The sequence below is a fragment of the Methylocaldum gracile genome (genome assembly GCF_053646815.1).
This window is the reverse complement of the sequence record NZ_CM132196.1, coordinates 97,501-121,415: the sequence shown is the minus strand read 5'-3', so window position 1 is coordinate 121,415 and position 23,915 is coordinate 97,501. Positions and strand designations below refer to the sequence as shown.

General features: G+C 56.9%; 23 protein-coding genes and 2 rRNA genes (1 of these 25 running past the window's edge). 14 read left to right on the top strand and 11 right to left on the bottom strand.

From position 1 onward, the window contains the following. The first annotated feature begins 78 nt into the window (after positions 1 to 78). The gene (locus tag ACWJJK_RS00550; protein WP_454128536.1) at positions 79 to 528 is read left to right on the top strand and encodes a cache domain-containing protein; all 450 of its coding nucleotides are present in this window, start codon (positions 79 to 81) and stop codon (positions 526 to 528) included. A 365-nt stretch (positions 529 to 893) separates the two neighbouring features. Beyond that, complete coding sequence (locus ACWJJK_RS00545; RefSeq protein WP_454128535.1) at positions 894 to 1,727, top strand: OBAP family protein; 834 nt, start codon at positions 894 to 896, stop codon at positions 1,725 to 1,727. A gap of 118 nt (positions 1,728 to 1,845) precedes the next feature. Here ACWJJK_RS00545 and ACWJJK_RS00540 read toward each other — a convergent pair whose 3' ends face one another. Continuing rightward, complete coding sequence (locus tag ACWJJK_RS00540; protein WP_077730819.1) at positions 1,846 to 2,445, bottom strand: OmpA family protein; 600 nt, start codon at positions 2,443 to 2,445, stop codon at positions 1,846 to 1,848. Positions 2,446 to 2,763: 318 nt separating this feature from the next. On the opposite strand from ACWJJK_RS00540, the gene ACWJJK_RS00535 reads away from it, so the two are divergent. Next, a complete protein-coding gene (locus ACWJJK_RS00535) occupies positions 2,764 to 3,186 on the top strand; it encodes a glycine zipper family protein (protein WP_077730818.1) in 423 nt (140 codons plus the stop codon). Positions 3,187 to 3,391: 205 nt separating this feature from the next. On the opposite strand, the gene ACWJJK_RS00530 is transcribed toward ACWJJK_RS00535, so the two are convergent. After that, on the bottom strand, positions 3,392 to 4,459 hold the full coding sequence (locus ACWJJK_RS00530; protein WP_205780975.1) for an extracellular catalytic domain type 2 short-chain-length polyhydroxyalkanoate depolymerase: 1,068 nt from the start codon (positions 4,457 to 4,459) through the stop codon (positions 3,392 to 3,394). Between the two features lie 252 nt (positions 4,460 to 4,711). Here ACWJJK_RS00530 and ACWJJK_RS00525 point away from each other — a divergent pair, with 252 nt between their 5' ends. The 3 genes from ACWJJK_RS00525 to ACWJJK_RS00515 all read left to right on the top strand — a co-directional run bounded on the left by ACWJJK_RS00525 (position 4,712) and on the right by ACWJJK_RS00515 (position 8,042). Then, positions 4,712 to 5,164, top strand: coding sequence for a hypothetical protein (locus tag ACWJJK_RS00525; protein ID WP_133718047.1), 453 nt, complete (start codon positions 4,712 to 4,714; stop codon positions 5,162 to 5,164). 279 nt (positions 5,165 to 5,443) lie between these two features. After that, the gene (locus tag ACWJJK_RS00520; protein WP_077730815.1) at positions 5,444 to 7,147 is read left to right on the top strand and encodes an AAA family ATPase; all 1,704 of its coding nucleotides are present in this window, start codon (positions 5,444 to 5,446) and stop codon (positions 7,145 to 7,147) included. Between the two features lie 16 nt (positions 7,148 to 7,163). Beyond that, positions 7,164 to 8,042 carry a general secretion pathway protein GspB gene (locus ACWJJK_RS00515; protein ID WP_156881342.1) on the top strand — a complete coding sequence of 293 codons (879 nt, stop codon included), beginning with the start codon at positions 7,164 to 7,166 and terminating at the stop codon, positions 8,040 to 8,042. Between the two features lie 55 nt (positions 8,043 to 8,097). Here the strand turns inward: ACWJJK_RS00515 and ACWJJK_RS00510 are convergent, their stop codons facing one another. The 5 genes from ACWJJK_RS00510 to ACWJJK_RS00490 all read right to left on the bottom strand — a co-directional run bounded on the left by ACWJJK_RS00510 (position 8,098) and on the right by ACWJJK_RS00490 (position 12,302). After that, a complete protein-coding gene (locus ACWJJK_RS00510) occupies positions 8,098 to 8,706 on the bottom strand; it encodes a DUF4166 domain-containing protein (protein ID WP_077730813.1) in 609 nt (202 codons plus the stop codon). Positions 8,707 to 8,718: 12 nt separating this feature from the next. Continuing rightward, positions 8,719 to 9,189: a DUF2269 family protein gene (locus ACWJJK_RS00505; RefSeq protein WP_077730812.1), complete on the bottom strand. Its 471-nt coding sequence runs from the start codon at positions 9,187 to 9,189 to the stop codon at positions 8,719 to 8,721. Continuing rightward, positions 9,189 to 10,469: an NAD(P)H-binding protein gene (locus tag ACWJJK_RS00500; protein ID WP_086133437.1), complete on the bottom strand. Its 1,281-nt coding sequence runs from the start codon at positions 10,467 to 10,469 to the stop codon at positions 9,189 to 9,191. Before ACWJJK_RS00500 ends, ACWJJK_RS00505 begins: the two co-directional genes overlap by 1 nt. A 58-nt stretch (positions 10,470 to 10,527) precedes the next feature. Next, positions 10,528 to 11,055, bottom strand: a complete 528-nt coding sequence (locus ACWJJK_RS00495; RefSeq protein ID WP_086133436.1) for a GbsR/MarR family transcriptional regulator — start codon at positions 11,053 to 11,055, stop codon at positions 10,528 to 10,530. Positions 11,056 to 11,276: 221 nt separating this feature from the next. Further along, on the bottom strand, positions 11,277 to 12,302 hold the full coding sequence (locus ACWJJK_RS00490; RefSeq protein WP_077730809.1) for a class I fructose-bisphosphate aldolase: 1,026 nt from the start codon (positions 12,300 to 12,302) through the stop codon (positions 11,277 to 11,279). Positions 12,303 to 12,567: 265 nt separating this feature from the next. Between ACWJJK_RS00490 and ACWJJK_RS00485 the strand changes: the two genes are divergently transcribed. The 3 genes from ACWJJK_RS00485 to ACWJJK_RS00475 all read left to right on the top strand — a co-directional run bounded on the left by ACWJJK_RS00485 (position 12,568) and on the right by ACWJJK_RS00475 (position 15,141). Further along, positions 12,568 to 13,002: a heme-binding protein gene (locus tag ACWJJK_RS00485; RefSeq protein WP_156881343.1), complete on the top strand. Its 435-nt coding sequence runs from the start codon at positions 12,568 to 12,570 to the stop codon at positions 13,000 to 13,002. A 21-nt stretch (positions 13,003 to 13,023) separates the two neighbouring features. Further along, a complete protein-coding gene (locus tag ACWJJK_RS00480) occupies positions 13,024 to 13,905 on the top strand; it encodes an SRPBCC family protein (protein WP_086133435.1) in 882 nt (293 codons plus the stop codon). A gap of 66 nt (positions 13,906 to 13,971) precedes the next feature. Beyond that, a complete protein-coding gene (locus tag ACWJJK_RS00475; RefSeq protein ID WP_156881344.1) occupies positions 13,972 to 15,141 on the top strand; it encodes a zinc-dependent alcohol dehydrogenase in 1,170 nt (389 codons plus the stop codon). Between the two features lie 233 nt (positions 15,142 to 15,374). On the opposite strand, the gene ACWJJK_RS00470 is transcribed toward ACWJJK_RS00475, so the two are convergent. Then, positions 15,375 to 16,007, bottom strand: a complete 633-nt coding sequence (locus tag ACWJJK_RS00470; protein WP_454128534.1) for a CHRD domain-containing protein — start codon at positions 16,005 to 16,007, stop codon at positions 15,375 to 15,377. A gap of 749 nt (positions 16,008 to 16,756) precedes the next feature. Between ACWJJK_RS00470 and ACWJJK_RS00465 the strand changes: the two genes are divergently transcribed. The 3 genes from ACWJJK_RS00465 (at position 16,757) to ACWJJK_RS00455 (ending at position 18,570) form a co-directional block, all read left to right on the top strand. Then, positions 16,757 to 17,560, top strand: coding sequence for a hypothetical protein (locus ACWJJK_RS00465; RefSeq protein ID WP_086133431.1), 804 nt, complete (start codon positions 16,757 to 16,759; stop codon positions 17,558 to 17,560). A 176-nt stretch (positions 17,561 to 17,736) separates the two neighbouring features. Continuing rightward, positions 17,737 to 17,901 (top strand): DUF1328 domain-containing protein, encoded by a 165-nt coding sequence (locus ACWJJK_RS00460; protein WP_077732814.1) that lies wholly within the window; start codon positions 17,737 to 17,739, stop codon positions 17,899 to 17,901. Positions 17,902 to 18,222: 321 nt separating this feature from the next. Continuing rightward, positions 18,223 to 18,570, top strand: a complete 348-nt coding sequence (locus ACWJJK_RS00455) for a hypothetical protein (protein WP_133718036.1) — start codon at positions 18,223 to 18,225, stop codon at positions 18,568 to 18,570. 157 nt (positions 18,571 to 18,727) lie between these two features. Here the strand turns inward: ACWJJK_RS00455 and ACWJJK_RS00450 are convergent, their stop codons facing one another. Continuing rightward, complete coding sequence (locus ACWJJK_RS00450; protein WP_086133429.1) at positions 18,728 to 19,186, bottom strand: SRPBCC family protein; 459 nt, start codon at positions 19,184 to 19,186, stop codon at positions 18,728 to 18,730. Between the two features lie 1,619 nt (positions 19,187 to 20,805). On the opposite strand from ACWJJK_RS00450, the gene ACWJJK_RS00445 reads away from it, so the two are divergent. Both ACWJJK_RS00445 and ACWJJK_RS00440 read left to right on the top strand, forming a co-directional pair. Beyond that, positions 20,806 to 20,994, top strand: coding sequence for a hypothetical protein (locus ACWJJK_RS00445; RefSeq protein WP_077732817.1), 189 nt, complete (start codon positions 20,806 to 20,808; stop codon positions 20,992 to 20,994). 266 nt (positions 20,995 to 21,260) lie between these two features. Continuing rightward, a complete protein-coding gene (locus ACWJJK_RS00440) occupies positions 21,261 to 21,446 on the top strand; it encodes a hypothetical protein (RefSeq protein ID WP_077732818.1) in 186 nt (61 codons plus the stop codon). A 494-nt stretch (positions 21,447 to 21,940) separates the two neighbouring features. Here the strand turns inward: ACWJJK_RS00440 and rrf are convergent. Beyond that, a 5S ribosomal RNA gene (gene rrf, locus ACWJJK_RS00435) occupies positions 21,941 to 22,053 on the bottom strand. 95 nt (positions 22,054 to 22,148) lie between these two features. Beyond that, a 23S ribosomal RNA gene (locus ACWJJK_RS00430) occupies positions 22,149 to 23,915 on the bottom strand; it runs 1,124 nt beyond the window's last position.

The window sequence follows — 23,915 nt, the reverse complement described above, 5'->3', positions numbered from 1 at the left end:
AATCGGTCTCTAAACGTGACCGGCCGTTTCAATCAGTCTCAAGAGGCCTTTTTCGTTATCCACTCAAGGAGAGGATTTATGAAACTCAAGCACCTAGGATACGTAGCATTGTTCAGTGGCTCGATCGCATCGAGCGCCGCCTTCGCCGCGGAATATGGCACCGCCGCGGAAGCCCGTGCCATGCTGGAGAGGGCTGTCGCCGAGCTCAAGAAGGACAAGGCCGATGCTCTGGCCAAGTTCAACCAAGCCGAGGCCGGTTTTCGGGATCGCGACCTCTATCCGTTCTGCGCCGGCCCGGATGGCCGCATTACCGCCCACCCAACGGAAGTCGGCACGAACCTCAAGGAGATGAAGGATCAGAACGGCAAACCCTTCGGCACGGAAATGTTCAAGATCGCTGAGGAAGGCAAGATCAAGGAAGTGACCTATGTGTGGCCGCGCGCTCCTGGCACCCAGCCCATTCCGAAAGTGAGCTACGTGACCAAGGTGGACGACCAGGTATGTGGAGTCGGTTATTACAAGCAATAAAGAGTCGCCTCAAACTCGCCGAAAGGAGAGCGTGCCATGCCGTCTCTATGGGGGTCGCCACCTAGCACAAAGGGCGAGGAACTTGGATGGGGCCGCAAGCGCCCGTCCAAGGCGGGTCCCTCCTGGCCGGCTAAGCCATTGCGGCGCAGGCAAGATTTTCTGTTACGAGCTTTTGCGGACGTACTTCTTTCCTATCTGACGCTGGCATTCGGATGTCAGGCATGCGACGGAGACGAATAGCTGATCAGACAGTGAAAAGCCGCTGGCTAAATATCAATCTTAGGTATATTCACTTATTGTTGCCATCCGGAGGGAAAAGGAACAATCCCATGGGGGTTATCGGCGAATTCTTTGGGAGGGACAATATGGCCAAACCGGCATTGGGCAATGCTATTGGTATACTCGCAGCGTTCGGACTCGCAGCCGTGATATCCGGCTGTGAAAGCACGAAGAAAAAGCCCCCCGGCGTGCAACCCGAAGGACGGGAAAAAACCACAAAAACCCGAGCGCTCGAATCCGGGGCTGCCATGCTGCAAACCCAATCGCCCCTGCGTCCGATGGATATCTATCTATCGGGTTTCCACGTCGCCAAGAGGGACCCATCCCATCAGATGGAGGCGCATCATTATTGCCGGCAAGTCAACGAGGACTTTGCCCAGTGCGTGCTGTTCGACGGCAACACCGCCGACGCCAATCTGATCGGCATCGAGTACATCATCTCGGAAACGCTGTTCGAGTCTCTGCCCGCGCAGGAAAAGAGATACTGGCATCCCCACAATTACGAGATCCTTTCCGGCCAGCTCACGGCGCCGGGCATACCCGACGCAGCCGAGAAAGAACTCATGAGAGGAAAAATGAACAGCTACGGCAAGACCTGGCATGTCTGGAACTCGGCGCCGTTCGGAAAACGCGGCGACAGGATGCCTCTGGGCGGCCCTGTCCTGGAATGGTCGTTCAATCGCGACGGCGAGGCGTTACCCGGCTTGGTCGAAGAGCGGGACCGGCGTATGGGGACCGACATCGTTCAGGAACGCCTCAACCGAAAAGATCTTGTTCCCTTGGCCAAACCTCAAAGCGGCGTAGACGTTTTGAAAAAGAAGTTCCCGAGACCGACCAAATCCATTCCGGGCGTTATAAACAAGAACAGTAAGCTGTCCAGAAAAAAGAACCCGGACGGCCGATTATCAGACAGAAATTGACCGTAAGCGTGAAAGCGTCCGTCGTACGCAGAGAGCCTTCACACGAGCGGTGAGGCGGATCGCGCGCTCCGGCTTCACCGCCCTTCAGCCACAAGCCAAGCCGTTCAGCAGGAATAACTCATTCGCTTCCCGACGGCGGATAAGTCCTTGGCGCGGCCGGACTTTCCGAAGGCGGACGCGCTGAAGTCTCCTTCCCAACGTCTCGATGGGTTACGATCGTCAGTTCCACGCGCCGGTTTTGCGCCCGGACGGCCTCGTCTGTGCTCGCGGTTTTCGGCATTCTCTCCCCCATGCCTTCTTGCGAAATGCGGGCGGCGTTCACTCCGTTGGATGTCAGGTAACCCGCTACCGCGCCGGCACGTTGCTCGGAGAGCCGTTGGTTGCCCTTGTCCGAGCCGATGTCGTCGGCATGTCCGGTGACGGTGACGGTTGATTCAGGGTATTGGTTCAGAACCGAGGCCACCGATTTCAGCGTGCTTTGCACCTGCGGCGTCAGGCTGGCGGACCCGAATGCGAACGGGACATCCAAGTCGAGAGTGTTTTCCGTGGTACGTTGCACCTCTACACCGGCATCCTCGAGCGCCAGCCGTATCGCTCGTCCCGAGCGGTCCACGCCCACGACTTTGCCCAACGGACGCTTCTCACCAGTGTGCGGATCGGTCGCACAGCCCACCACCATCAATGAGCACAAGCCTATTGCAAGCCATCGCCTATTCATAACAACCTCCTGTCACCTCGGTATTCGATGGATCGTCGGACATCGCCGACATCGGTCAACCGTTCCGGCATCTCCTTTCAACATTCGTTTCAAGGGCTTACATTGTGTTCAGACCTTTTCAGGGGCTCGTAGTTGCCCGCCAAGTGATGGGAAGAATCATCCGACAATCATGAACACTCCCATTCGGTCTCGAGACGCGATTGCGGGACCTTAATGAAAGGGAATTAAGCACCGACAATACTGTCTCCCTCTAAAGATGACGGACGGCGAGAAAGCGCATTGGGTCCGCAAGGAATGCCCGACTATGGAGGATAACGTATGAAACCCGCCGCTGGATTGATCGTTCTCGCGCTGGTGACGGCTTTGGGCGGCTGCGCCACCGCGAGACCGGTACTCTACCCCAACGAGCATCTTCAGAATGTAGGACAAGTTGCCGCCGATCAGGATATCGCCGAGTGCAAGTCCTTGGCCGAAGCGGCCGGCGCAGACTCTCGCGCAACCGGCGCCGGCCGGGCCGCCAGAAACACGGTAGGCGGCGCCGCCATGGGCGCGGCGACCGGGGCGGTCGGCGGGGCTGTGGTCGGGTCGGCCGGCGCCGGCTCTGCTATTGGCGCCGCGAGCGGCGCGGCGGCAGGGCTGATTCGATCCATGTTCGGCCGCTCGGGGCCGGATCCCGCTTATCAGTCGTTCGTGAACCGATGCTTGCAGGAACGCGGTTACGACGTCGTCGGTTGGGACTGATCGTCGGGTTCTCCCTTCAGAAAGCCGATGATTGGAAGATTTATTAACCCGGCCTATAAATATAGGCCGGGTTAATCCGGGGCAGGGATGCCCCGGCGCGGCGACAAGCCGCGTGAGCCCAGGCCGGGCGTGTACCGGCCTGGGCGGCGGCCCGAAATACCAGGTGGGTATTTACGGGCCTGATTAATAATACACTCGCCCATCGTCACGGCCGCGTTTCCGCCAGTCTATCGAGCATGCCCCGAATCGCTTCGATCTGCGGTCCGTTCTTGGTGTGATAATCGGCGCTGTCATACCCCCACCAGTCCCAACAGGCATTGGGATTCCATACGAAATTCAAAGTCCAGAACGGCCATCCCCAGCCATAGCGCGCTTCCGTCTGCGGATATAGGACGATCAGATCGTTGGTGTCGGCCCAGCGGTTGTAGCCCGCCTGCCGGTAAAAGGCGTCGCCGACTTTATCCTCGTTTTGCAAACAGCCGTGGAAGGCGACATGCACCCGGCAACGCCTGGTATTACACGAATCCGGAATATACGCCATCCCCGAATCGCTCATGCTGTGATCGTGGGCCTTCCGGTCGGGCAGAAATTCGTTCTGATCGAACGCGACGAAACGCCCGCCGGGCTCGGCGGCGGGCGGTTCGAGCGGCCCATGGATGTGAGCCAGCAGAGCTCCTGCCGCATCGTAGTCGCAGTCGTTGAGGAACGGAGGCCCCGTATAGGAGCAGGCGGCTCCGTCGGTTTCCGTAATCATGGCATGCCCTGCGTCCAGGTCTTTCTTGTAGACGATCCCGTCATCGCCCACATAAGACCGGTAATAACGAAACAAGGCGTCCATCACCGGCTGTTCGACGACCCGATCTTCGGTACCGGAAAATAACCACACCCGGTCGGCCCGAAGTTGAACGGGATCGTCGATGGCACCGGACTGCGCAAGCTGGTCGGTAAGATTCTTGAGATGCGCGGCATCGGGGACAGGATGGGTTTCATCGGGTTTCATACAGTTCCGTGTTGCCCTGCCGGAGTTGTTCTCGGCGCAGTAATACGGTCCGCCGGCGATGACCCCGGCGCCGCGGACGATACCGGAATGGGCGACATGGAACTGCACCGCCAGATAAGCGCCCGAGGAAATCCCCGAGACCGAGGTCTGTTCAAGATCGACGCCGTAGGCGGGTAGACGCTCCGCTTCGGCATCCGCGCCCACGCTCAAGATGGCCAGCCCGGCAGTCAATAGCATTCCGCCAATATTTCGCAACACGCTGAAACCGTCCATGATATCGTTCTCCCTGTGCTCGTATTCGGTCGCTCTCCACAGCACGATACGGCGGATTAGCCCGATTTTGGCGCCCGCTGCGCCATTCTTTATACGACAGCCACGAAGGCCGTTTTTTCCCGGCCCTGTTTAAGCGGAGGATTGACCTCTCATCCGAACTTGGCCTTAATACTCATGAGTTACTCACAAATTTGAACTCACGGCTTCAGTTGGAATGTTTCCACAAAAATGAGTAACTAATGAGGGCTATCCATGCGCGGACTCAAACCGGAAAAATACGCGGCGGCGCTGAGTTACTTGCGGCGTATGCTCAAAGAACCCGATAAGGCGCCGGAAATATTAGTAACTCACGATCGCGTCGCAGCCGAACAGCTCGATCTCTGTTCGGATCACCACCAATTGAACGCGTGGATTGGACGCCATCTGAACGACACCGGCTGGAAACGCCTGCAGAACGCCCTGAACCAGCGCCGGTGCTCGGAGAACTTGCAGCGGTTGAGCCTCAAGAAAAGCACCTACGCCGCCTTGGCCAAGCTGGCCAAGGAACAGCGAATGACGATCAACGAGGCCGTCGAGCACCTCCTGCAATTGCGGAAGGCGGAATCATTAGTTACTCAGCAATCACCCGAATCAGCGGCAGCCGACGATGTTAGCGAGGAGATGCTGATCTGGATGATGGCTCGATCTTCGGGTTCCGAGCCGTAGAAGCTTCGAATCGCGGAGCGGGTGGAAGGGCTCAGAGCTAAGAGCCTATGCCAGTAAGTCCCAAACCCTTCGACGGGCCTGTCCTGAGCTAAGTCGAAGGGCTCAGGACAGGCCCGTCGAAGGGCTCAGAGCGAACGGCCTACTGAGATAGGCTCTAAGACCAGGATTTCCGGCGAAGCACCGTTTGGGGTACATAAACTTGACAGTCCCCTTCGACGCAATGATATCGTCGGATCAGAATCGCAATCCAAATGGCACTAGGGGAACTCGCTCACTATCATGTACGCGCCGTATTTTCAGCTCAGCGAGCCCCCCTTTTCCATTGCCCCGAATCCGCGCTATCTCTATCTGAGTCCCCAGCACCAAGAGGCGCTGGCTCATCTTTTGTACGGGATCAGTGTCGGCGGAGGATTCGTCGTGCTGACGGGCGAAGTCGGCACGGGAAAAACCACCTTGTGCCGCTGTCTGCTCGACCAACTGCCCGAAGACGTCGATCTCGCCCTGATTTTCAACCCCCGGCTGAACCCCCGCGAACTGCTCGCCAGCATTTGCGACGAACTGCACATTGCTTATCCCGAAGAGCGGGCCAGCCTGAAGCAATTGATCGACCTGCTGAACCGGCATCTGCTCGAAATCCACGCACGGGGGCGACGGACCATCGTCCTGATCGACGAAGCGCAGAACCTCAGCTTCGAAGTGCTGGAACAGATCCGGCTGCTTACCAATCTCGAAACCAACCAGGCCAAGCTGCTGCAAATCATCCTGGTCGGACAACCCGAACTCGGCATTCTTTTGGCTCAGCCGAACTTGCGGCAGCTTTCGCAACGGATTTCCGCGCGGTTTCACCTGCGTCCGCTGAATTTCCGGGAAACGATGGCCTACATCCGGCATCGCCTGGCCGTCAGCGGCGCCAGAGATACGCTGTTCAGCCGGCTGGCGGTCGGTGAAATCTGTCGCCGGTCGGGCGGAATTCCGCGTCTCATTAATCTTATTTGCGACCGGGCATTGTTGGGCGTTTACACCCTTGGAAAAAGCAAAGCGGGCTATGCAATTGCCCGGAAAGCCGCCAACGAGCTGATGCCGAAAGCCGACATTACACGCTCCGTACGCTTTTCAGCCGTTACGCCCTTTGGCCTTCTGACCGTACTCGCCGTTTGCGGGTCGATCTATGCAGGCCTTGCGCTCCGTTCCGACCCGGCTGTCATACCGCGTCACTTATCGGCTCTGCTGGGTCCGCTTTTGGCCGACGATCCGCCCATTGTTCAGCCGAAGCCGGATGCCCCGGTTCCTTCAGCGCCCTCAACCGCGCCGAAAAGCGCCCCGGAGCCCGAGAAAACCGCAGACGCGCCCCCCACCGCAGCGCGCGCTCCCGAGCCGGTGTTTGCCGAGTTGATGTCAGACTCCGGCCTGACCCGCGACAAGGCTTTTGCCCGACTCCTGGCTTTGTGGCAAATCGAGCCGCCGGTCGACGCGACCGACTTTTGCCAATTTGCCGAACAAAAGGGATTGCACTGTCTGTCGACCAACGGCAACTGGTTCCAACTGCGAAGCCTCGATCATCCGGCCGTACTGGAATTCGCAGTGCCGGACGGCACGAAGCGCTATGCGGTCCTGGTCGGCATCCGCGACGACAAGATCGAGCTGAGCTTCGGTACTCAACGCCATGCTTTCGAACTCGCGGACATTCTTCCATTTTGGCGGGGCGGTGCCGCTTTGCTCTGGAAGCCGCCCAAGGGCGACGCCAGAACGTTAGTCGCGGGCAGCAAAGGTGAAGCCGTGAGGTGGTTGAGACGGATGCTGCGTGCACCGGCTGAAGACGGAGCCGACGACTATTTCGACACAAAACTCAAGGCCCGCGTGGTCGCCTTTCAGGTGGAACACGGGCTGAATCCGGACGGCGTAGCGGGTCCCTATACCATGATTTATCTTGTCAAAAGAGCCGATGATCCAGGCATTCCCAGGTTAACCTCAGGTCCTCGATAAAACCGGAACAGCGCCGATGTCCTACATTCTCGAAGCACTCCGAAAATCGGAACGCGAACGGCAAGCGGGCCAAGCCGCGCCGCCCGTTCCCATCCCGCTCGATCAAGCACCGCCGCGGCGCCGCGGTCTGGCGTGGTCGGCAGCGTTTCTCATCGTGCTTAACGGCGCCGTCCTGGGCTATCTTTGGCTCACTCGATGGGGAAACAATGGACCGGTAACGCAGCCCACCGCGGCCGAATCGGCCGGACCAACCGTTGAACCCGCCGCGGTTAAGAACGCTGCCGCACCCGGCGTCACGGCAGTTCCATCGGATTCAGCCCCGGTGATATCGAGTCCAGAGGAAATCCCTCAGCCCGCGAGAGATATGCCACCGGCAGCCCAACGCCCAGAAGCGAAGGCCGACAATCCCGTCAATCCGCCGGTTACACCCCCAAAGCCTTCCAAACCCAAATCCGCACCCTCAGAATCTACGGAACGCTCCCCGACGCCGATAACCGAAAAGCGGCTCGGCAAACCGGCGGAAAAAACCCGGCAACCAATCGATCAGGAACCTCTAACGGAATCTGCTGCGAGCGAAAACGCCAACCCTCCGGTCGCTTTTCGGGCTCCCGCAAGCGCGCCGGAAACTCGCGACCTGCCGCCCCAGCCTCTCGCGGACGAACCCGCGATTCCGTTCATCCATGCCTTGCCCATCGATTTTCAGCAGCGGGTGGGCCCTATCACGATCAACGTATTCGCCTACTCCGAACAGCCGGAAGAGCGGTTTGCGATCATCGACATGAAAAAATACCGGGTGGGCGACAGCATCCAAGGCGGCGCGGAACTCCTGGAGATTCGCTCCGACAGCCTAGTGCTGCGGACGGAAGGGCGTAAATTCCGCATTCCGCGGCCGTAACGCCTTCGGTCCCGCCGGGCCACCGGCGAACAATGAGCGTCCATGCCCGCATACGTTACATCCGAAACCGGCCGCAATAGGAAAAGGTTCGCCCGAACCAGGGGTGAACGATCTCGAAATCCAGGCGCACTTCGTCATCGGATACCGGACTCTCGACGATAACGGCATCCCCGAGCAGTGCCCAATTGGGAATTCCGATCATCATCGGCCCCAGTTTCCAGCAGTGCTGCAATCCGGTGAACACCAGCGCCCCGTCCTCGACGCTGAGCCTCATGCGGATGCCGACCCCGAAGCGCAGAATCTCGACGATCTGGCCTCTGCCGGCCGGTTCCATTCGGGACAGAAATTCGGTAACTCGGCCGTCCGGGAAAGAGAAGGTGCGATGCCAGTAGAGGGAGTCGGGGGTCGTCGGGTCGGTTCTATTCCGAACCTTGACGGGAACATTATCGCCCGGATAAGGCACCAAGGCCTTGAACCAACGGGCAAGCATCAGCCAAGGCTTGACCAGGGGCGCATGGCGAATCTCGTCCATCACACCATCGAGAGTCATGTCTTCTGCAAATGATGGCGAGAGGTCGTAGTGCCGGCGCACGGCAGGAGCCAGCCGCGCCCAGTGCTCTTCTCCGAGAACCCGCCGAACGACGGGCATGTGGCGTACGGTCATAAATCCCCCTTTTCAAACGAATGTCGGCTTGCAAACCATCAGATACAGCGTAGCGAGCATGGCGATGAAGGCCGGCACCCCCAGCCAAAACCACTTATTCAGATCTCGCCAATAACGCTCGGGCAACGGCTCGCCGGTGGCAAGCGCCCGGTCGCAGTCGTTTCGCATGCGGATTTGAAGGTACACGACCGGCAGCCAGCAGCCCCCGGCGATGATATACATCAGCACGGACGCGACCAGCCACGGCGAATCCAGCGGATAACCGTAAAGCGCCGCAAGCGCGAACCCCGAGACCGGCTGGACGACGACGGTCGGCGTCGTGAACAGCCAATCGGCCAGCACCACACGCCGGTTGGTGATCGCCATCGCCTGCACATTGCGGCTGAGGTCGGTGGTGAACTTGAAAAAGGCGGTTCCCATACCGGTGCCGAACAGGAACATCGAACTCAGAATATGAACCCATTTGATGATCAGGACGTCCATCAGCGTTTCTCCGCGGCCATAATCGCCAAGGTAGCGATGAGAATCGGAATGTTCTTCGCGATCGGCGCGAAGGGATGGAGCCAAAATTCGGGCAAGCTTACGGTGATGACCGCGGTATAAGCGAGCATCGCCAAGAGCTGAAGTAGGCCCACCAGGACCACGTGAAAACGCGTCAGCAGAGCGACTCCGAGCACGACATCCAGGGAGGCGGCACCGTACAGCACCCAAGGAGCCGCCGAACCGGTAATGCCCGTGGCCGCCAAAAGCTCGAGACTTTCGCTCTCCGGAAAAAACAACGCTGAGGTCAGCCCCGACCAGATCCACAGCAGCGCCAAAGCGTACCGCAGGACCGGGATGATAAAGAACAGCCGGGCGTAGATCCGTTCGGCCGACGTGCCGGGTCGATTTCGGAGAGCGGATGCCAAGCCTTCGGTACGAAGCCCCAGGCGGGCGGACAAAATGTCCGGGTCCCCGGTATTGCCCCGCTGAAGCATGCGCAATGCTTCTCCGTTGAAAGGAGTCGCCGTCATCGCGCCGAGCCGGTCGGCAATGGCCAACAGCCAGCGATAGGGAATCGGAATGAAATGCGCTTCCCCCAAGCCTAGCCAATTTCTGAGCACGCCCAGACACTCGCGCAATGTCATGGGCTCCGGCCCGACCACGGGAAGCCGCAGGCGAGCCGGCGCACCGGATTTCAGCAGCCGCAGCACGGTCCGCGTCAAGTCGTCCACGTGTACCGGCTGAATCTTCTGTCCGCCGTCGCCGACCAACGGGATGACCGGCAGGGCCGCGAGCGCGCAGAAAAGAGCCGAACTCTGCCCGCCGGGTCCGAACACCAGCGAAGGCTGAAGGATGGACCAATCGAGATCCGTCGTCGCCAGGAAATCGTCGGCGGCCTTTTTGCTGAGGTGATAACGGCTGAACGCCGAATCGTCTGCACCCAGAGCGGAAATTTGAATGACCTTCCGTACGCCGGCCCGGCGGCACGCCTCGAACAAGGCTATCGGGGCATCGCGATGCACGTCGTCGAACCGGCTGTTCCGACGCTCGGCAATGATCCCGACCGCGTTGATCACCGCATCGACCCCGTATAAATGGGGCAGCCAGTCGACAGGCTTCAAAAGATGAGCAAAGTCGATGGAAATCGATTGGACTCCCGGCGCATCACGGGAAGGCGATGCTCGGTGCACCCCCGCGATCACCTCATGCCCATCCCTCGCCAGCGCATGCACGATATGGCGTCCGATAAATCCCGAAGCTCCGGTCACAAGAACTCGCATCGCGATCTCCTTTTATTTCTGATATTTCAGTCTTAACAGAAAGATAAGCGCAAAAAAATCAGCTCTTCGAGCCCAACAATTTCTCGATCTTGGCGCCCAGATCCAGCAACTTGATCAATGCCGGCCTCGGCAAGCGCCGTATCTGGTCGTACCAAGAAAGCAACCGCTCCAGGAACTTGGCCACCGCCTCGATACGGCGCTGCACTTCGGGCCCGCTTTCGTCCTCATTGGCGTCGAGGACGCATTCCCGGAGTACGGTCAGCGTGGGGTCCAACTCGCGGCGCTTGCGGTTCTCGGCAATGGCAAAAAAGGTGTCCCACAAATCCGAGAGGGCCTCGAAATGATCACGGCGGTCGCCTTTGACATGCAGCAGCTTGACCAGGCCCCAGCTCTGCAACTCCTTAAGACTGGTGCTCACATTCGAGCGCGCCACCCCCAGAGTTTCGGCGATCTCGTCGGCGGTCAAGGGTTTCCCGGCGAGGTACAGCAGAGCGTGGATCTGCGCCACGGTGCGATTGACGCCCCATCGCGACCCCATTTCCCCCCAGTGCAGAACGTATTTTTCCATGACCGGCGTGAGTTTCATATCTTTTTATCTGAATTTTCAGAACTAACGGAAATAATAGACCACGAGCCGATCTTGCAGTCAACTCGTTTTTGGTCGGCTAACGTTTACCGCCGGAACGACTCGGACCGCCAGGTTTGAGGCGATAATGCTTTCAGTCTCTCCTCGGTAAGCATGCAATAAGCCCAAGCGGCCGCAACGCTGCGTCTTGGCCCACCGAACTGATGAACCAACGACTGTCGCTACGCCGCCTGCTCCATTTCAGGATCGTATTGCCCCAGCGCCGCGGCTCCGTTAAAGCGTGCACGCCGGATGAGGGCTTGCTGGGCTGCGGTCTTGTTTTCCGCCTGGCCGCGCCAGATCGCCATCGGCGATGCCTGCAAGGCCCGGCTGAACGAGAAGGTCAACGTCCAAGGCGTTTTCAGGGCCTGGGCCTTCACATTGATCGCGTTGAGATTGGCGCTGGCGACCGTATCGCTCTGGCCGCCGGACAGGAAGGCAATGCCGGTGACTGCCACCGGTACGGTTCGCCTGAGGCAGGCCAGCGTCATCTCGGCAACTTCTTCAGGCGGCGCCTGACGAGGGCAGTCCGCGCCGGATAGCACCATGTTGGGCTTCAAGATCATGTCCTTGAACCCGACGCGGTAACGCGTGAGCGCATCGAAAACCTCATGCAGTGCCGCCTCGGTCGCCCATCGGCAGGTTTTGATATCGTGCGCTCCGTCCATCAGCACTTCGGGCTCCACGATGGGCACCAGCCCATGGACCTGACAGAGTCCGGCATAACGAGCCAGCGACTCGGCGTTCGCGCGCAAACACTGGGACGTGGGTATGCCCTCGCCGATGGCGATTACCCCGCGCCATTTGGCGAAGCGCGCCCCCATCCGGCGGTATTCGTCCAGCCGACCCGCGAGTCCGTCGAGCCCCTGGGTAAACCGTTCGCCGGGAAAGAACGGCAAGTCCACCAAGCCTTTGTCCACCTTGATGCCGGGAATGATCCCTCTTTCGGCGAGGAGTTCCGGGATAAGCTTGCCGTCGGATGCGCGCTGGCGAATCGTTTCGTCGTACAGAATCACGCCGCTGATGTATTTTTCCAGTTCCGGCGCGGTAAACAGCATCTCGCGATAGTCCCGACGAGACTCCTCGGTACATTCGATCCCGAGCTTCTTGAATCGTTTTTCGATGGTGCCGGTACTCTCATCTGCGGCGAGCAGTCCCTTGCCCGGCGCAACCATGCGCGCGGCTATTTGTGCCAACTCATCAGACATAAGCCCTCCTTCTTTAGCGTGGAAATTCATGTTCGGCTAACCCAAGTTGGAGATCAGCCGTACATAGGACCTTAGACCGAGCGCATCGCGGAGGGTGCCAATCGTTCCACGCCTGCCTGCATTTAAACTGCCGAAGGTCCGCTCCGATCCGTCGCTTCCCGCATTATGATCAGCCGCAAACTTGCCCGTTTTCCCGCATTGTAGGCGCAACGCCCCACTGTTCGGATTGTCGAACAGATTTAACGAATCAACGGAGGGAAAAGCCATGCACGTCAGCTATGAAGAAGCACAACGCGCCATCGCCGCAGCACTTAAAAAATCCGAGGAAATCGGCGCACGCAGTTGCATCGCCTTGGTGGACTCCGGCGCAACCCTGAAGGCGTTTGCCCGGATGGACGACGCTTGGGTCGGCAGCATCGACATCGCGATTCGAAAGGCACGGACTGCCTGTTTCTTCGGCATGCCGACCGGCGAGATCGGCAAGATGTCTCAGCCCGGAGGATCGTTGTATGGAATCGAGGTTTCCAATGAGGGCTTGATCACCTTTCCCGGCGGGCTCCCTATTGTGAATGCCGATGGCGTTCTGATCGGCGCGATCGGAGCGAGCGGCAGTACGGTCGAGAATGATCACAGGGTTGCAATGGCTGGGTGCGAGGTGATCGGTGTGTCCGATCTACCGGAACATCCCTGGCGAACCTGAAAATCAGAGGAGCGGAACGTTATGGACGAGAAACAAATGGCGAAGAGCTTAGGCTGGTTCAGTATCGGTTTGGGCCTTGCCGAAGTCGCGGCACCGAGGAAAGTCGCCGATATGGTCGGCCTCGACGGTCGGCACGGCATTGTGCAACTGTTCGGACTTCGCGAAATCGCGACCGGGATCGGCATACTAATGCAGCCCGGAAATCCCAATTGGCTCCAGGCGCGGGTTGCCGGCGACGCGCTGGACCTGGCTTTGCTCGGATCGGCTCTGGGCGAAGACAACCCGAAACGCGGCAGAGCGGCGGCGGCCATGGCAGCGGTAGCCGGCGTGACGGCCCTGGACATCATCGGCAGTGAACAACTGAGCCAGAGCGCCGGAACCAAAAGTGGCACCATCCATGTGCGGGAAAGCATCACGATTGACCGCCCGGCCGAGGATATTTACCGGTTCTGGCGCGATCTCGAGAGCCTGCCGCGCATCATGAATCACATCGAATCCGTGCGGGAGATCGGACCGGGCCGTTCCCATTGGGTTGCAAAGGCACCTGCCGGAATGCATGTCGAATGGGATTCGGAAGTGATCGAAGACCGGCCGAACGAATTGATTGCCTGGCGTTCGCTCGAAGGCGCGGATGTGGACAATGTCGGGTCGGTACGCTTCGAGCGTGCACCGGGCGGACGCGGCACGGTAGTCAAGATAGAGATGGATTATCGGCCGCCGGGCGGCATCATCGGCGCCAAGATCGCGAGGCTGTTCGGCGAAGCGCCCGAGAAGCAAATCGCCGTGGACTTGCACCGCTTGAAGCAGCTCATGGAAACCGGCGAGATCGCAACCACCGAGGGGCAACCCGCGGGGCGGGCTCGCAGCCTGTCGAGAAAGTACGACGAAATCGTCCAAACCTGACACTAAATTCCGCCGCCCGTTTTCATAGCGCTCAGCGGCTCATCGATTCGGACAAGGAACACTGTCATGAAAGCGAATTGTTGGTACGGCAAGAACGATCTTCGGGTGGAACAGGTACCCGATCCGGAAATTCTCAACCCACGCGATGCCATCGTAAAAATCACATCGACCGCAATCTGCGGCTCCGATTTACACCTTTACGACGGTTTCATCCCGGCGATGGAAAAGGGCGACATCCTTGGCCACGAATTCATGGGCGAAGTCGTCGATGTCGGACAGGGCGTAAAGAACCTGAAGGTCGGCGATCGCGTGGTGGTCCCTTTTCCCATCTCTTGCGGCAGCTGTTTCTTCTGTCAAAAAAAGCAGTATTCGCTATGCGAAAACTCCAACCCGAACGCGGTGATGGCCGAAAAGCTCTGGGGGCATTCGCCGGCGGGAATCTTCGGTTATTCGCACCTGGTCGGCGGATATGCCGGCGGGCAAGCCGAATATGCGCGTGTCCCCTTCGCCGATGTCGGCCCGATCAAGATCGAGAACGGCTTTACCGACGAGCAGGTTCTGTTTCTTTCCGACATCTTCCCAACCGCCTACATGGCGGCGGAAGCCTGCGACATTCAGCCCGGCGACACCGTGGCGGTTTGGGGCTGCGGACCGGTGGGCCAGCTCACCGTCAAGAGCGCCTATCTGCTTGGCGCCGAGCGGGTCATCGCGATCGACCGTTTCCCCGATCGGCTGCGTATGGCGCGTGAACAAGGGAGGGCGGAGACGCTCAATTACGAGGAGGTCGATGTCTACGATTCGCTCATGGGCATGACCGGAGGCCGTGGACCGGACGCCTGTATCGATGCCGTCGGCATGGAAGCGCACGGACACGGCATTCAATACGCCTACGACCGCGCCAAGCAGGCGACGATGCTGGAGACCGACCGGCCCATCGTGCTGCGCGAGGCCATCATGGCCTGCCGCAACGGGGGTACGGTCTCCGTCCCCGGAGTCTATGGCGGATTTATCGACAAGTTTCCCATGGGTTCCGTCATGAACCGGTCGCTGACCATCAAGACCGGGCAAACCCATGTGCAACGCTATCTGCAGCCGCTACTAGAGAAAATCCGGAACGGGGAGATCGACCCGAGCTTCATCGTTACGCATCAGATGCCGCTCGACGATGCGCCCGAGGGCTACGAGATGTTCAAGCACAAGCAGGACGAATGCATCAAGGTCGTGCTGAAGCCGTGAGTAGGAATGAGCAGGTCTTCCAAGTGAAGACTTCCAAAAAGAAAGGCCTGCTGGGAAGCAGGCCTTTTTAAGATAGTGGTTAAAATTGAGGGACAGTTTCCGCGTTGGCTGATGGTCGATTAAATCGTCAGGCTCATTGAGCCTTATGCTCGAATTCACCCGCCGACCAAATCCGATGGATTGCGGTCTTTGCCGACAAGCGATCGTTCTTCACTTCGCTCCTCTCGGCCCAACTACTGAGCCGGTTGTTCACCCGGTGGCTGTTCACCCGGTGGCTGTTCACCCGGTGGCTGTTCACCCGGTGGCTGTTCACCCACGGTGATGGATGTGAGCTGGCCGCGAATTTCCCCTTGGGGGTTCTGCTCCGAGTGTACATTCACATAGATGTTTCCGGCCTGAATGGCCTGAATCAACTCAGACATGTTGGTGATCGGGGTGCCAATTGTAGTCGAGCAGCCCATCTGTTCAGCAGTCATTTGGTCCGCCTCCTGAACGATATTGGCATCCGACACGGTTGCTCTAAGTTCAAGTGGTGCAATTAAGCCACCTCGGACCATTCCCAACAAGTCTACGACTATCGGACCGGCTTGCCCCGGTGGAGCGCAATGCAAATGCGCCTGGGTCAGTCTTGTCCCATCTTCGGTGTCGACTTGTTGCAATTGCTGCACGCTGACGTGGTAAGTTAATTGTGTCGAATCCTGATTGAGGGTAAAGATTCCCACCCCCCGGACTGTGGACTCGACTGGCGGAACCTCTTCCTGGCCCGTCAAATTCGCGACAAACGGTCCCTGTCCTTCTTGACTATAGACAGTGCCAGAAAATAATCCGGCCAACAAAATCGATATCGCTTTTTTGCGCATGATCATATCCCTATCCTCCGTGTAAATCCTCTGTTCCCGGTGACACACCACTTCGAGAACGATTACAACTCTGTAAGTAAATCCAGACTTACGGACCTGCCCTCTTGTTCTTCTGTGATTCGATGTTGCTACAGGTGCTTCCGTTCCGACACAGATTTCCTCATTTGAGAAACAGTGTTTTTCTTATTAGTAAATTATCTGAGACAGAGGTAGATATATCATTGGACCAAACCGCTGCGTTCCAAGATATCGGGCAATATTGCCGGCACTGTTTTCCGCTGCGATGCAATGATGAACATCGGCCGCACCGGGAGGGCAATTCCGCGGGGTAATAACGCACGATCACAATTGCACCGGTTGCGAACGGATAAGGTTGGTAATTGCTGTCGGCTTTTCGGCCACGATTGTCCCCATCATCACGCGAGAGGTGAAAGGACAAATGCGCGAGATTGAAAGAATCGGTTCCGATAGGCATGAACTATCGAGCGTCGAAATATACTTCGGCTCCGAAGCCGCCAATCGCGCGAACACAAATCTGCGGTTTCGTCGCGAGGACAGGCCGCTTTCTCCAAGCATGGCACGCGAAATTCGTTGATCCAGCCTTGGTGAATTGCAAGACGCCGCTCTGGTGCGCCACCACGGAATGCCGATCGATCACCAATTAACAATACTGTGTTACCACGTCGTTGACCGGGCCAGGCGTGTTGTAAACTGTGCCGCCAATTTTCTACGATGCTCTTGCGCGAGGTTTATTCATGGCGAACGGGTTTATCCAACCCAGACAGGCGTCTCCCGATGCGTGGCGAAACTGGATCAAGCAGGGGTTTGAGCTGGTTTCGCGGAAATGGCCGGTATGGATTGCCGTAATGACCGTGTGCTGCCTGGTTACCGGCGCCGCGGGCGCTGCGGAACCGATTGCGGAATATCTGACACTCGCGCTCGGGTTCAATCTCGCGGTGGTGGTGGATCATGAGTCCGATTGGATAGGAATGAGCTCGCGTTTCGGTTCGCTGTTCCGCGATGCGGTCAAATTCGCCTTTCAAGTAGGCATGTTCGTATTTCTGACCACCATTCCCGTGAACATGGCTATCACCGCCGGCAAAGCGGCAGCCGTGGCCAATGAGAGCAGTCGAGTCGTTTCTGCCAAAACGGCAAACACTCACGGTGGAAGCGATTTGTCGACGCAACTCGCGCACGTTTATGAAGAAAGCGGAAATAATCTTATCGAATGGGCAATGATCTTACCCGTCGGCCTCGGCTTTCTTTATCCATTGCGGAGTCTAGGTGCAGGCTTCATCAGGGCGCTCGCGTACGGACAACATGGCGCCGCGCTGAATCGGAGCTCGATTCTCATGATAGCCGCCTTTTCTTTTGCGAGCGTACTGGTTTTCACAGCATTCGGGCTGTATCCGCTCATTCCCATCGTTCAAGGCTTCTGGATCGCCGTGAATTACGTGATGTTCCGAGACATTTTCTTGGGTATCACCGAAAACCGCCGGATTTCCGCCAAGGCGGCGAATCGGCTCGATGAGGTGCAAACAGCGGTATCCCGAATTTAGAGGCTGGCTGTATCGACTCGGTCGGCCTCGTCGGCTTATCGCATGATTTCTGTCAGAACGGGGCCACGTGCCGGAAAGATATCGATTGAGCAAAGCGGGCCTTACGCTTGTCTTATTTATTGCATCCACATTTCATCGCCCGGTGAAGTGCAATAACCAACCACGGAGGATATGCCATGATAGGTTGGGCAGTTACTTTCCTCGTCATCGCCATTATCGCCGCCCTTCTGGGATTCAGCGGCATAGCCGGCACGGCAGTCAATATCGCTTGGATATTGTTCGTTGTCGGACTGATCTTAGCTCTGGTCTTTTTCTTGATGGGCCGCCGTCCCCCTGTCTAGACGCGGGGACTTCGAACCTTTATTTGGCAGCCGCTGCCCGTCCAGCGGCTGTTGCCCAGCGTACAGTCGTTGCGGAATTTACCCACAACTCATCACAGCTGAATATCAGCCGCCAGCGACCATGCATCACGTGCGTCCGAATGGGCGCTGCACTTCGTCGCGGTCGTAATAACCCTCCTAGTGCCACATAGCGTCTACATTCCTGCTAAACTGGCGTGTCTCCGGCTTCCGCTAACTCATTAGCCTTCTGCGGATTCTGGCCGGTATTCCTCACGAACGAGGAAAAATTTTGCTGTTTGTTTGGCTTGAGGTATTGAGTGCATGTCCCTCGTAGAATGCAAAGAATGTGGCCACCGAAACTATGAAAAACTTTTTCAATGTCGAAAATGCGGTACGCTCACCCGTTTCGGCACCGAAAAACAAAAATTACGGCGTTTGGCTCTGGGCGTCGCGCTGATTGTCGGTGAACTAATGCTCTTGAATAATCCTGCTAAAGAAGAGCACTTTACGAAAGCAATCGAACTCGACCGCATACCCAGTTCATTTACAGTTGAGCACGATTTGGAGCTCTACGACTATCACGATTATTACTTATTCTCGGCCCTAAGCGTTGGCCGGGAAGGAAATAAGACGCTGCTCACGTTCGGATTTCTCTCGACGGTAATATAGGCCGGCGGATCAATTTATCGACAGCCTACTGATCTTGGGGCCTTTGCGTGACCGCGCACGGACAAACATGTCACCGCGGTCTCGCAAAGGCGTCGACTTCGCGCTCCGACCCGGTAGAGCATCACCAGCACGGTCAATAATACGATTAGCCTCAGAATCAGGCCGGACTGACGGAGTTCGGGTCTGGACCCCCAGTGTATCTGCCACGAGATTCGACGAATTCCTTGAAGTTCTGAAGATCATCCTCCAAGTTAGCCTCCACTATGCCGAGGACGTCGCCGATCTTTTCTTCCAGACTTTCGGGTTGGTATTCGATGTCCAAAGTCATCCGGGTACGCCCCATATTCAGAGGTTCGAACATAATTACGCCATGAGTATCGGCAGCTTCCGAATTTCGCCAGACGATGCGCCTTCCCGGCACGTGCTCGACAACCTCAGTAACCCACTCTATCGGCTTGCCGGCGATCACGCCGCGCCAACGTAGATGCGTGTCATCGATACGGCGGACTTCCTGGACGTTGTCCATAAACTCGGAAAATTCTTCGTACTGCAACCATTGGTGGTAAGCGACCTGTGCCAGCGCATCGATCTCGATGGACTTGTGCAGACTAGCCATGTCCGGTCTCCTCGGATTGAGTCGGCTGAATTCGATGTAACAACCCTACTACGTTAAAGACACACGGCGATCCTGCCGAACCCGTGGACGTAAAGTTGGACCTAGCGAGTGCAAAGGCAGTTCATGCAGATTCTTATACGCCAATCCGATATCTCCTAGCACTACTTCGCCAGATTTTTGATTCAACCATCCGGTTGATCTGGTTATGGATACGCATTGGGAACAGGAACTAGCGGATTGACTGCTTCCCTTTTGGGATACGTTAGGACATGAATCCCGGCAGCACTGGCACCGGTTTATCTGCACGGTCTAATTGGCCCCGGGGAACGCCGACCTCGCGGCACTGCCCGCTTAAACCAACACATAACCGACCCTGGGTTCACCCTCGGAATTTACACCACCTTGATGGACTCAATCTCATTATCAAACCTCATCACTCATCATCACACGTTGCTGACCATGGTCACGCTCGGCTTTCTACAACACCTTCGGCAGAAATCCGCCCGCCGGGGAAAAAGTGCGCGACACCGCACACCGGCTACCGCCCCAGCCTGCCGATGATGGTCCGGCGCCGGCTACTGATCTTCAGATGCCCTGACTGCCACCATTGCTTCCGGCATAAGCTCGCCAGATAACTGGCGAAGTAATTTTAATAAGTTCTCGGGTATAAGAACTCTCTATTCTTGATATCGATAGACAAAAAAAGACCCGCTGTAAACAGCAGGTCTCAAAGCGGTGAATTCTGTTTTTTTTCAATTGAAACTCAACGATTCGGACTAACGCTCGCTTGGAGCTTGTCCTGGCTGCGGCTCGGCTGGGCTGCCGCCACCGGGACCGCCGGGACTGGTTGGAGTTGTCTCGTTCTGACAGCCACCGAAGGCGAGCGAAAGCCAAACTAGGCCAACGGCAATCAGCTTTTTCATAAGCTTATCTCCTTTCAGATTGAGGATCGTGAAGCTCCATCCCTAAAAAGCGATGCATTGCCTCATCTAAAGTGACATCGGTAGCTTCACTAAGTTCTTGTATCCGGTGTCGAAAGCAGCTCCGATCAGAGCATTTTCGGATTCATAGGGTGAAACGCTCGGGCAACTACCTTGACTAGCCGAGGTCATATTTACAATTGCGAAAGAGTCGTACGAGGTGATTATTTGTACGTGGCTTTCCGAAAATCCGGTTTGGTTTGCTGCTTCGCATATTCCGTCTCGTCTCTTTACGCCTTTCGCATTTTGCCCTAAATGGATGCCTAAGATTTTCAAAATTGGCTCTTAACGCGGTGCCACGCTCAAGTTTCGATCTGAGCTTAAATACAGCCGCTGCGAGACATGGAGCGATGCGAATGCGAGCGAGTCGAGTAGTCCCCGGAAGCCCGAGCGCCGGGTGGATGGCCGAAGGTCGTTGCGTTAGCAACGGTCGTAGGCCATCCACAAGGCATCGCGACCGGGCGTCGAGCCATTGTGGAGCCAGGTTCCGACCCCTTGTCGGGTCGGGACCGGTCGAACGCAGGGCGTCCGGGGCGCCGCAGGCAATAACTTGTCGCCAAGTTTTTGCTCCTTTTGGTGACTCGGAAGTCCCAAAAGGTTTTGCAAAAAATGGCGACACAATCGACAAGGAGAAAAACCATGGCAGAAAGAAGATCTGAATCCGCCCCCTCCCATTGGCTTGTGAATCGGCTAACGGAAAAGAGCACCTGGAGCGGTTTGAGCTTGGTTGTCATCTGTAGCTTGGTTCTTTTGGGGCTGCCAATCGTAAGAACTCTGGCGTGGGTGGGACTGGCTTACGGCCTTTATTCGATGTTTTCGGCCGATTAGCTGCCCCGGAACGACTCACGTTGCGGGCTCGAGCGAAATTCTTCCAGCCATTGGCTCCGGATCGCGCATTTCGAAGGACTAAGCGAAAAGCGAAGTAGTTGAGCTTTTCCCTACTTCTTCGGCGTCCTGTAAGCAATTCTACTTAGTTGCGTCGCAGCGAATTCCGTAGGGTAATAGTCTCTGTCAACGTGAGCAAGCCGAGTGCAGCATACCGAGCAATTGGGTGTGATCAATTTTTCTTTTTTGTACCAGCGGAGGTTAGCAAGATGGCACAACAACCAGGACAAGGGCAGCCGGAACAACCTAAGAAAGATTATTTCTGGTTCTACATTGGCGGATTGATTATCGTGGTGATTGTTGGAGTTCTTTTGTTGAAAGGTCGAGAAATGTCTAGCGTGCCTTATGATGCTTATGAGGAGACCAAAAAAGAGGTTGAGCAACAAACAAAATAACTGTGGAGCAGTGCTGATCAAGGTATTCGAGACGACCGGCGTACGCAGAAAACCCGGCTTCGACCGGGTTTTTTGTCTGCAATACGTCTCGCGCGGCAGCATCCGGAAATGCGACAAAATTCCGCGCCGGTAACAATGCTTGCCGATTTGGGCGAAGCTTGAAACGACTATAGTGTAAGAAATTTGGGGAAGGAGTATGGACCGGTCAATTAATGAAAAACATCGATCTTCCCTGAACAGCATTTTATTCGATCAACTGCGCTAATAGCGATACCTTTTATCCCTATACGTTCACACCCGAATGCTCAACTCGCTGCGATGGAGGTAAGTGTGACTGCATCGCCTGTCAGCAGCCACACGAATGCATCGCGTCGATAGTTTAGCTAACAATACATTGGCGTCACCGGTAGACGGTCTCGTGTCAATGACACTGAGCAGCGACAAAAGAATAAGGCCCCGTTGCCATTTAGGCGACGGGGCTTTGGGTAAGAGGTGCCTGGCGGTGACCTACTTTCGCACAGGGATCTGCACTATCATCGGCGCTGAGCGGTTTCACTTCCGAGGTCGGGATGGGGTCGGGTGGTTCCCGCTCGCTCTGGCCACCAGGCAAAACTGGTTTTGAGTCGAGCTTTTATTTTTTAGCTCTTCACTCGGACAACGTACACGGCGTTTGTGTCATCACCCAAACGGTTTGGGTGTTATATGGTCAAGCCTCACGGGCCATTAGTATGGGTTAGCTTCAGCCATTACTGACCGTCCACACCCCACCTATCAACCTGGTGGTCTTCCAGGGCCCTTCAGGGGACTCGCAGTCCCAGGGAGATCTCATCTTGGGAGGGGCTTCCCGCTTAGATGCTTTCAGCGGTTATCCTGTCCGAACATAGCTACCCGGCTGTGCCACTGGCGTGACAACCGGAACACCAGAGGTTCGTTCACTCCGGTCCTCTCGTACTAGGAGCAACTTCCCTCAAATCTCCAACGCCCACGGCAGATAGGGACCGAACTGTCTCACGACGTTCTAAACCCAGCTCGCGTACCACTTTAAATGGCGAACAGCCATACCCTTGGGACCGGCTACAGCCCCAGGATGTGATGAGCCGACATCGAGGTGCCAAACACCGCCGTCGATATGAACTCTTGGGCGGTATCAGCCTGTTATCCCCGGAGTACCTTTTATCCGTTGAGCGATGGCCCTTCCATACAGAACCACCGGATCACTAGGACCTACTTTCGTACCTGCTCGACGTGTTTGTCTCGCAGTCAAGCGCGCTTTTGCCCTTACACTCTGTGCACGATTTCCGACCGTGCTGAGCGCACCTTCGTGCTCCTCCGTTACGCTTTGGGAGGAGACCGCCCCAGTCAAACTACCCACCATACACGGTCCCCGATCCGGATCACGGACCTGGGTTAGAACTCCAAATTCACCAGGGTGGTATTTCAAGGTTGGCTCCACCGGAACTGGCGTCCCGGCTTCATAGCCTCCCACCTATCCTACACAAGCGAATTCAAAGTCCAGTGTAAAGCTGTAGTAAAGGTTCACGGGGTCTTTCCGTCTAGCCGCGGGTACACTGCATCTTCACAGCAAGTTCAATTTCACTGAGTCTCGGGTGGAGACAGTGTGGCCATCGTTACGCCATTCGTGCAGGTCGGAACTTACCCGACAAGGAATTTCGCTACCTTAGGACCGTTATAGTTACGGCCGCCGTTTACCGGGGCTTCGATCAAGAGCTTCGCTTGCGCTGACCCCATCAATTAACCTTCCGGCACCGGGCAGGCGTCACACCCTATACGTCCTCTTTCGAGTTTGCAGAGTGCTGTGTTTTTATTAAACAGTCGCAGCCACCGTTTCACTGCAACCCCCTTCCGCTCCATGAGCAAGTCACTTCACGTACCAGGGGCGTACCTTCTCCCGAAGTTACGGTACCATTTTGCCTAGTTCCTTCACCCGAGTTCTCTCAAGCGCCTTAGAATTTTCATCCTGCCCACCTGTGTCGGTTTTGGTACGGCCAGATGTAACCTGAAGCTTAGAGGTTTTTCTTGGAAGCGTGGCATCAATCACTTCGGTCTTGGCGAACCAAGACACCGTCATCACGTCTCGACATTGACCCTCCGGATTTGCCTAAAGGATCTGCCTACTCGCTTAAACCGGGACGTCCAACACCCGGCTGACCTAGCCTTCTCCGTCACCCCATCGCAGTTACACCCGGTACCGGAATATTAACCGGTTTTCCATCGACTACGCCTTTCGGCCTCGCCTTAGGTGCCGACTAACCCTGCGCCGATTAACGTTGCGCAGGAAACCTTGGGCTTTCGGCGTGCGGGTTTTTCACCCGCATTATCGTTACTCATGTCAGCATTCGCACTTCCGATACCTCCAGCCAACCTTACGATTGACCTTCACAGGCCTACGGAACGCTCCTCTACCACTCAGCTTTCGCTGAATCCGCAGCTTCGGTACATGGCTTAGCC

What these genes read in the sequence shown, in the direction of transcription:
- ACWJJK_RS00535 (WP_077730818.1), top strand. Translation starts at nt 2,764, where the DNA reads ATGAAACCCGCCGCTGGATTGATCGTTCTCGCGCTGGTGACGGCTTTG.
- ACWJJK_RS00465 (WP_086133431.1), top strand. Translation starts at nt 16,757, where the DNA reads ATGGCGAACGGGTTTATCCAACCCAGACAGGCGTCTCCCGATGCGTGG.
- ACWJJK_RS00510 (WP_077730813.1), bottom strand. Translation starts at nt 8,706, where the DNA reads ATGACCGTACGCCACATGCCCGTCGTTCGGCGGGTTCTCGGAGAAGAG.
- ACWJJK_RS00490 (WP_077730809.1), bottom strand. Translation starts at nt 12,302, where the DNA reads ATGTCTGATGAGTTGGCACAAATAGCCGCGCGCATGGTTGCGCCGGGC.
- ACWJJK_RS00520 (WP_077730815.1), top strand. Translation starts at nt 5,444, where the DNA reads ATGTACGCGCCGTATTTTCAGCTCAGCGAGCCCCCCTTTTCCATTGCC.
- ACWJJK_RS00475 (WP_156881344.1), top strand. Translation starts at nt 13,972, where the DNA reads ATGAAAGCGAATTGTTGGTACGGCAAGAACGATCTTCGGGTGGAACAG.
- ACWJJK_RS00455 (WP_133718036.1), top strand. Translation starts at nt 18,223, where the DNA reads ATGTCCCTCGTAGAATGCAAAGAATGTGGCCACCGAAACTATGAAAAA.
- ACWJJK_RS00505 (WP_077730812.1), bottom strand. Translation starts at nt 9,189, where the DNA reads ATGGACGTCCTGATCATCAAATGGGTTCATATTCTGAGTTCGATGTTC.
- ACWJJK_RS00545 (WP_454128535.1), top strand. Translation starts at nt 894, where the DNA reads ATGGCCAAACCGGCATTGGGCAATGCTATTGGTATACTCGCAGCGTTC.
- ACWJJK_RS00530 (WP_205780975.1), bottom strand. Translation starts at nt 4,459, where the DNA reads ATGGACGGTTTCAGCGTGTTGCGAAATATTGGCGGAATGCTATTGACT.
- ACWJJK_RS00460 (WP_077732814.1), top strand. Translation starts at nt 17,737, where the DNA reads ATGATAGGTTGGGCAGTTACTTTCCTCGTCATCGCCATTATCGCCGCC.
- ACWJJK_RS00485 (WP_156881343.1), top strand. Translation starts at nt 12,568, where the DNA reads ATGCACGTCAGCTATGAAGAAGCACAACGCGCCATCGCCGCAGCACTT.
- ACWJJK_RS00515 (WP_156881342.1), top strand. Translation starts at nt 7,164, where the DNA reads ATGTCCTACATTCTCGAAGCACTCCGAAAATCGGAACGCGAACGGCAA.
- ACWJJK_RS00470 (WP_454128534.1), bottom strand. Translation starts at nt 16,007, where the DNA reads ATGATCATGCGCAAAAAAGCGATATCGATTTTGTTGGCCGGATTATTT.
- ACWJJK_RS00525 (WP_133718047.1), top strand. Translation starts at nt 4,712, where the DNA reads ATGCGCGGACTCAAACCGGAAAAATACGCGGCGGCGCTGAGTTACTTG.
- ACWJJK_RS00495 (WP_086133436.1), bottom strand. Translation starts at nt 11,055, where the DNA reads ATGAAACTCACGCCGGTCATGGAAAAATACGTTCTGCACTGGGGGGAA.
- ACWJJK_RS00440 (WP_077732818.1), top strand. Translation starts at nt 21,261, where the DNA reads ATGGCACAACAACCAGGACAAGGGCAGCCGGAACAACCTAAGAAAGAT.
- ACWJJK_RS00480 (WP_086133435.1), top strand. Translation starts at nt 13,024, where the DNA reads ATGGACGAGAAACAAATGGCGAAGAGCTTAGGCTGGTTCAGTATCGGT.
- ACWJJK_RS00500 (WP_086133437.1), bottom strand. Translation starts at nt 10,469, where the DNA reads ATGCGAGTTCTTGTGACCGGAGCTTCGGGATTTATCGGACGCCATATC.
- ACWJJK_RS00550 (WP_454128536.1), top strand. Translation starts at nt 79, where the DNA reads ATGAAACTCAAGCACCTAGGATACGTAGCATTGTTCAGTGGCTCGATC.
- ACWJJK_RS00450 (WP_086133429.1), bottom strand. Translation starts at nt 19,186, where the DNA reads ATGGCTAGTCTGCACAAGTCCATCGAGATCGATGCGCTGGCACAGGTC.
- ACWJJK_RS00445 (WP_077732817.1), top strand. Translation starts at nt 20,806, where the DNA reads ATGGCAGAAAGAAGATCTGAATCCGCCCCCTCCCATTGGCTTGTGAAT.
- ACWJJK_RS00540 (WP_077730819.1), bottom strand. Translation starts at nt 2,445, where the DNA reads ATGAATAGGCGATGGCTTGCAATAGGCTTGTGCTCATTGATGGTGGTG.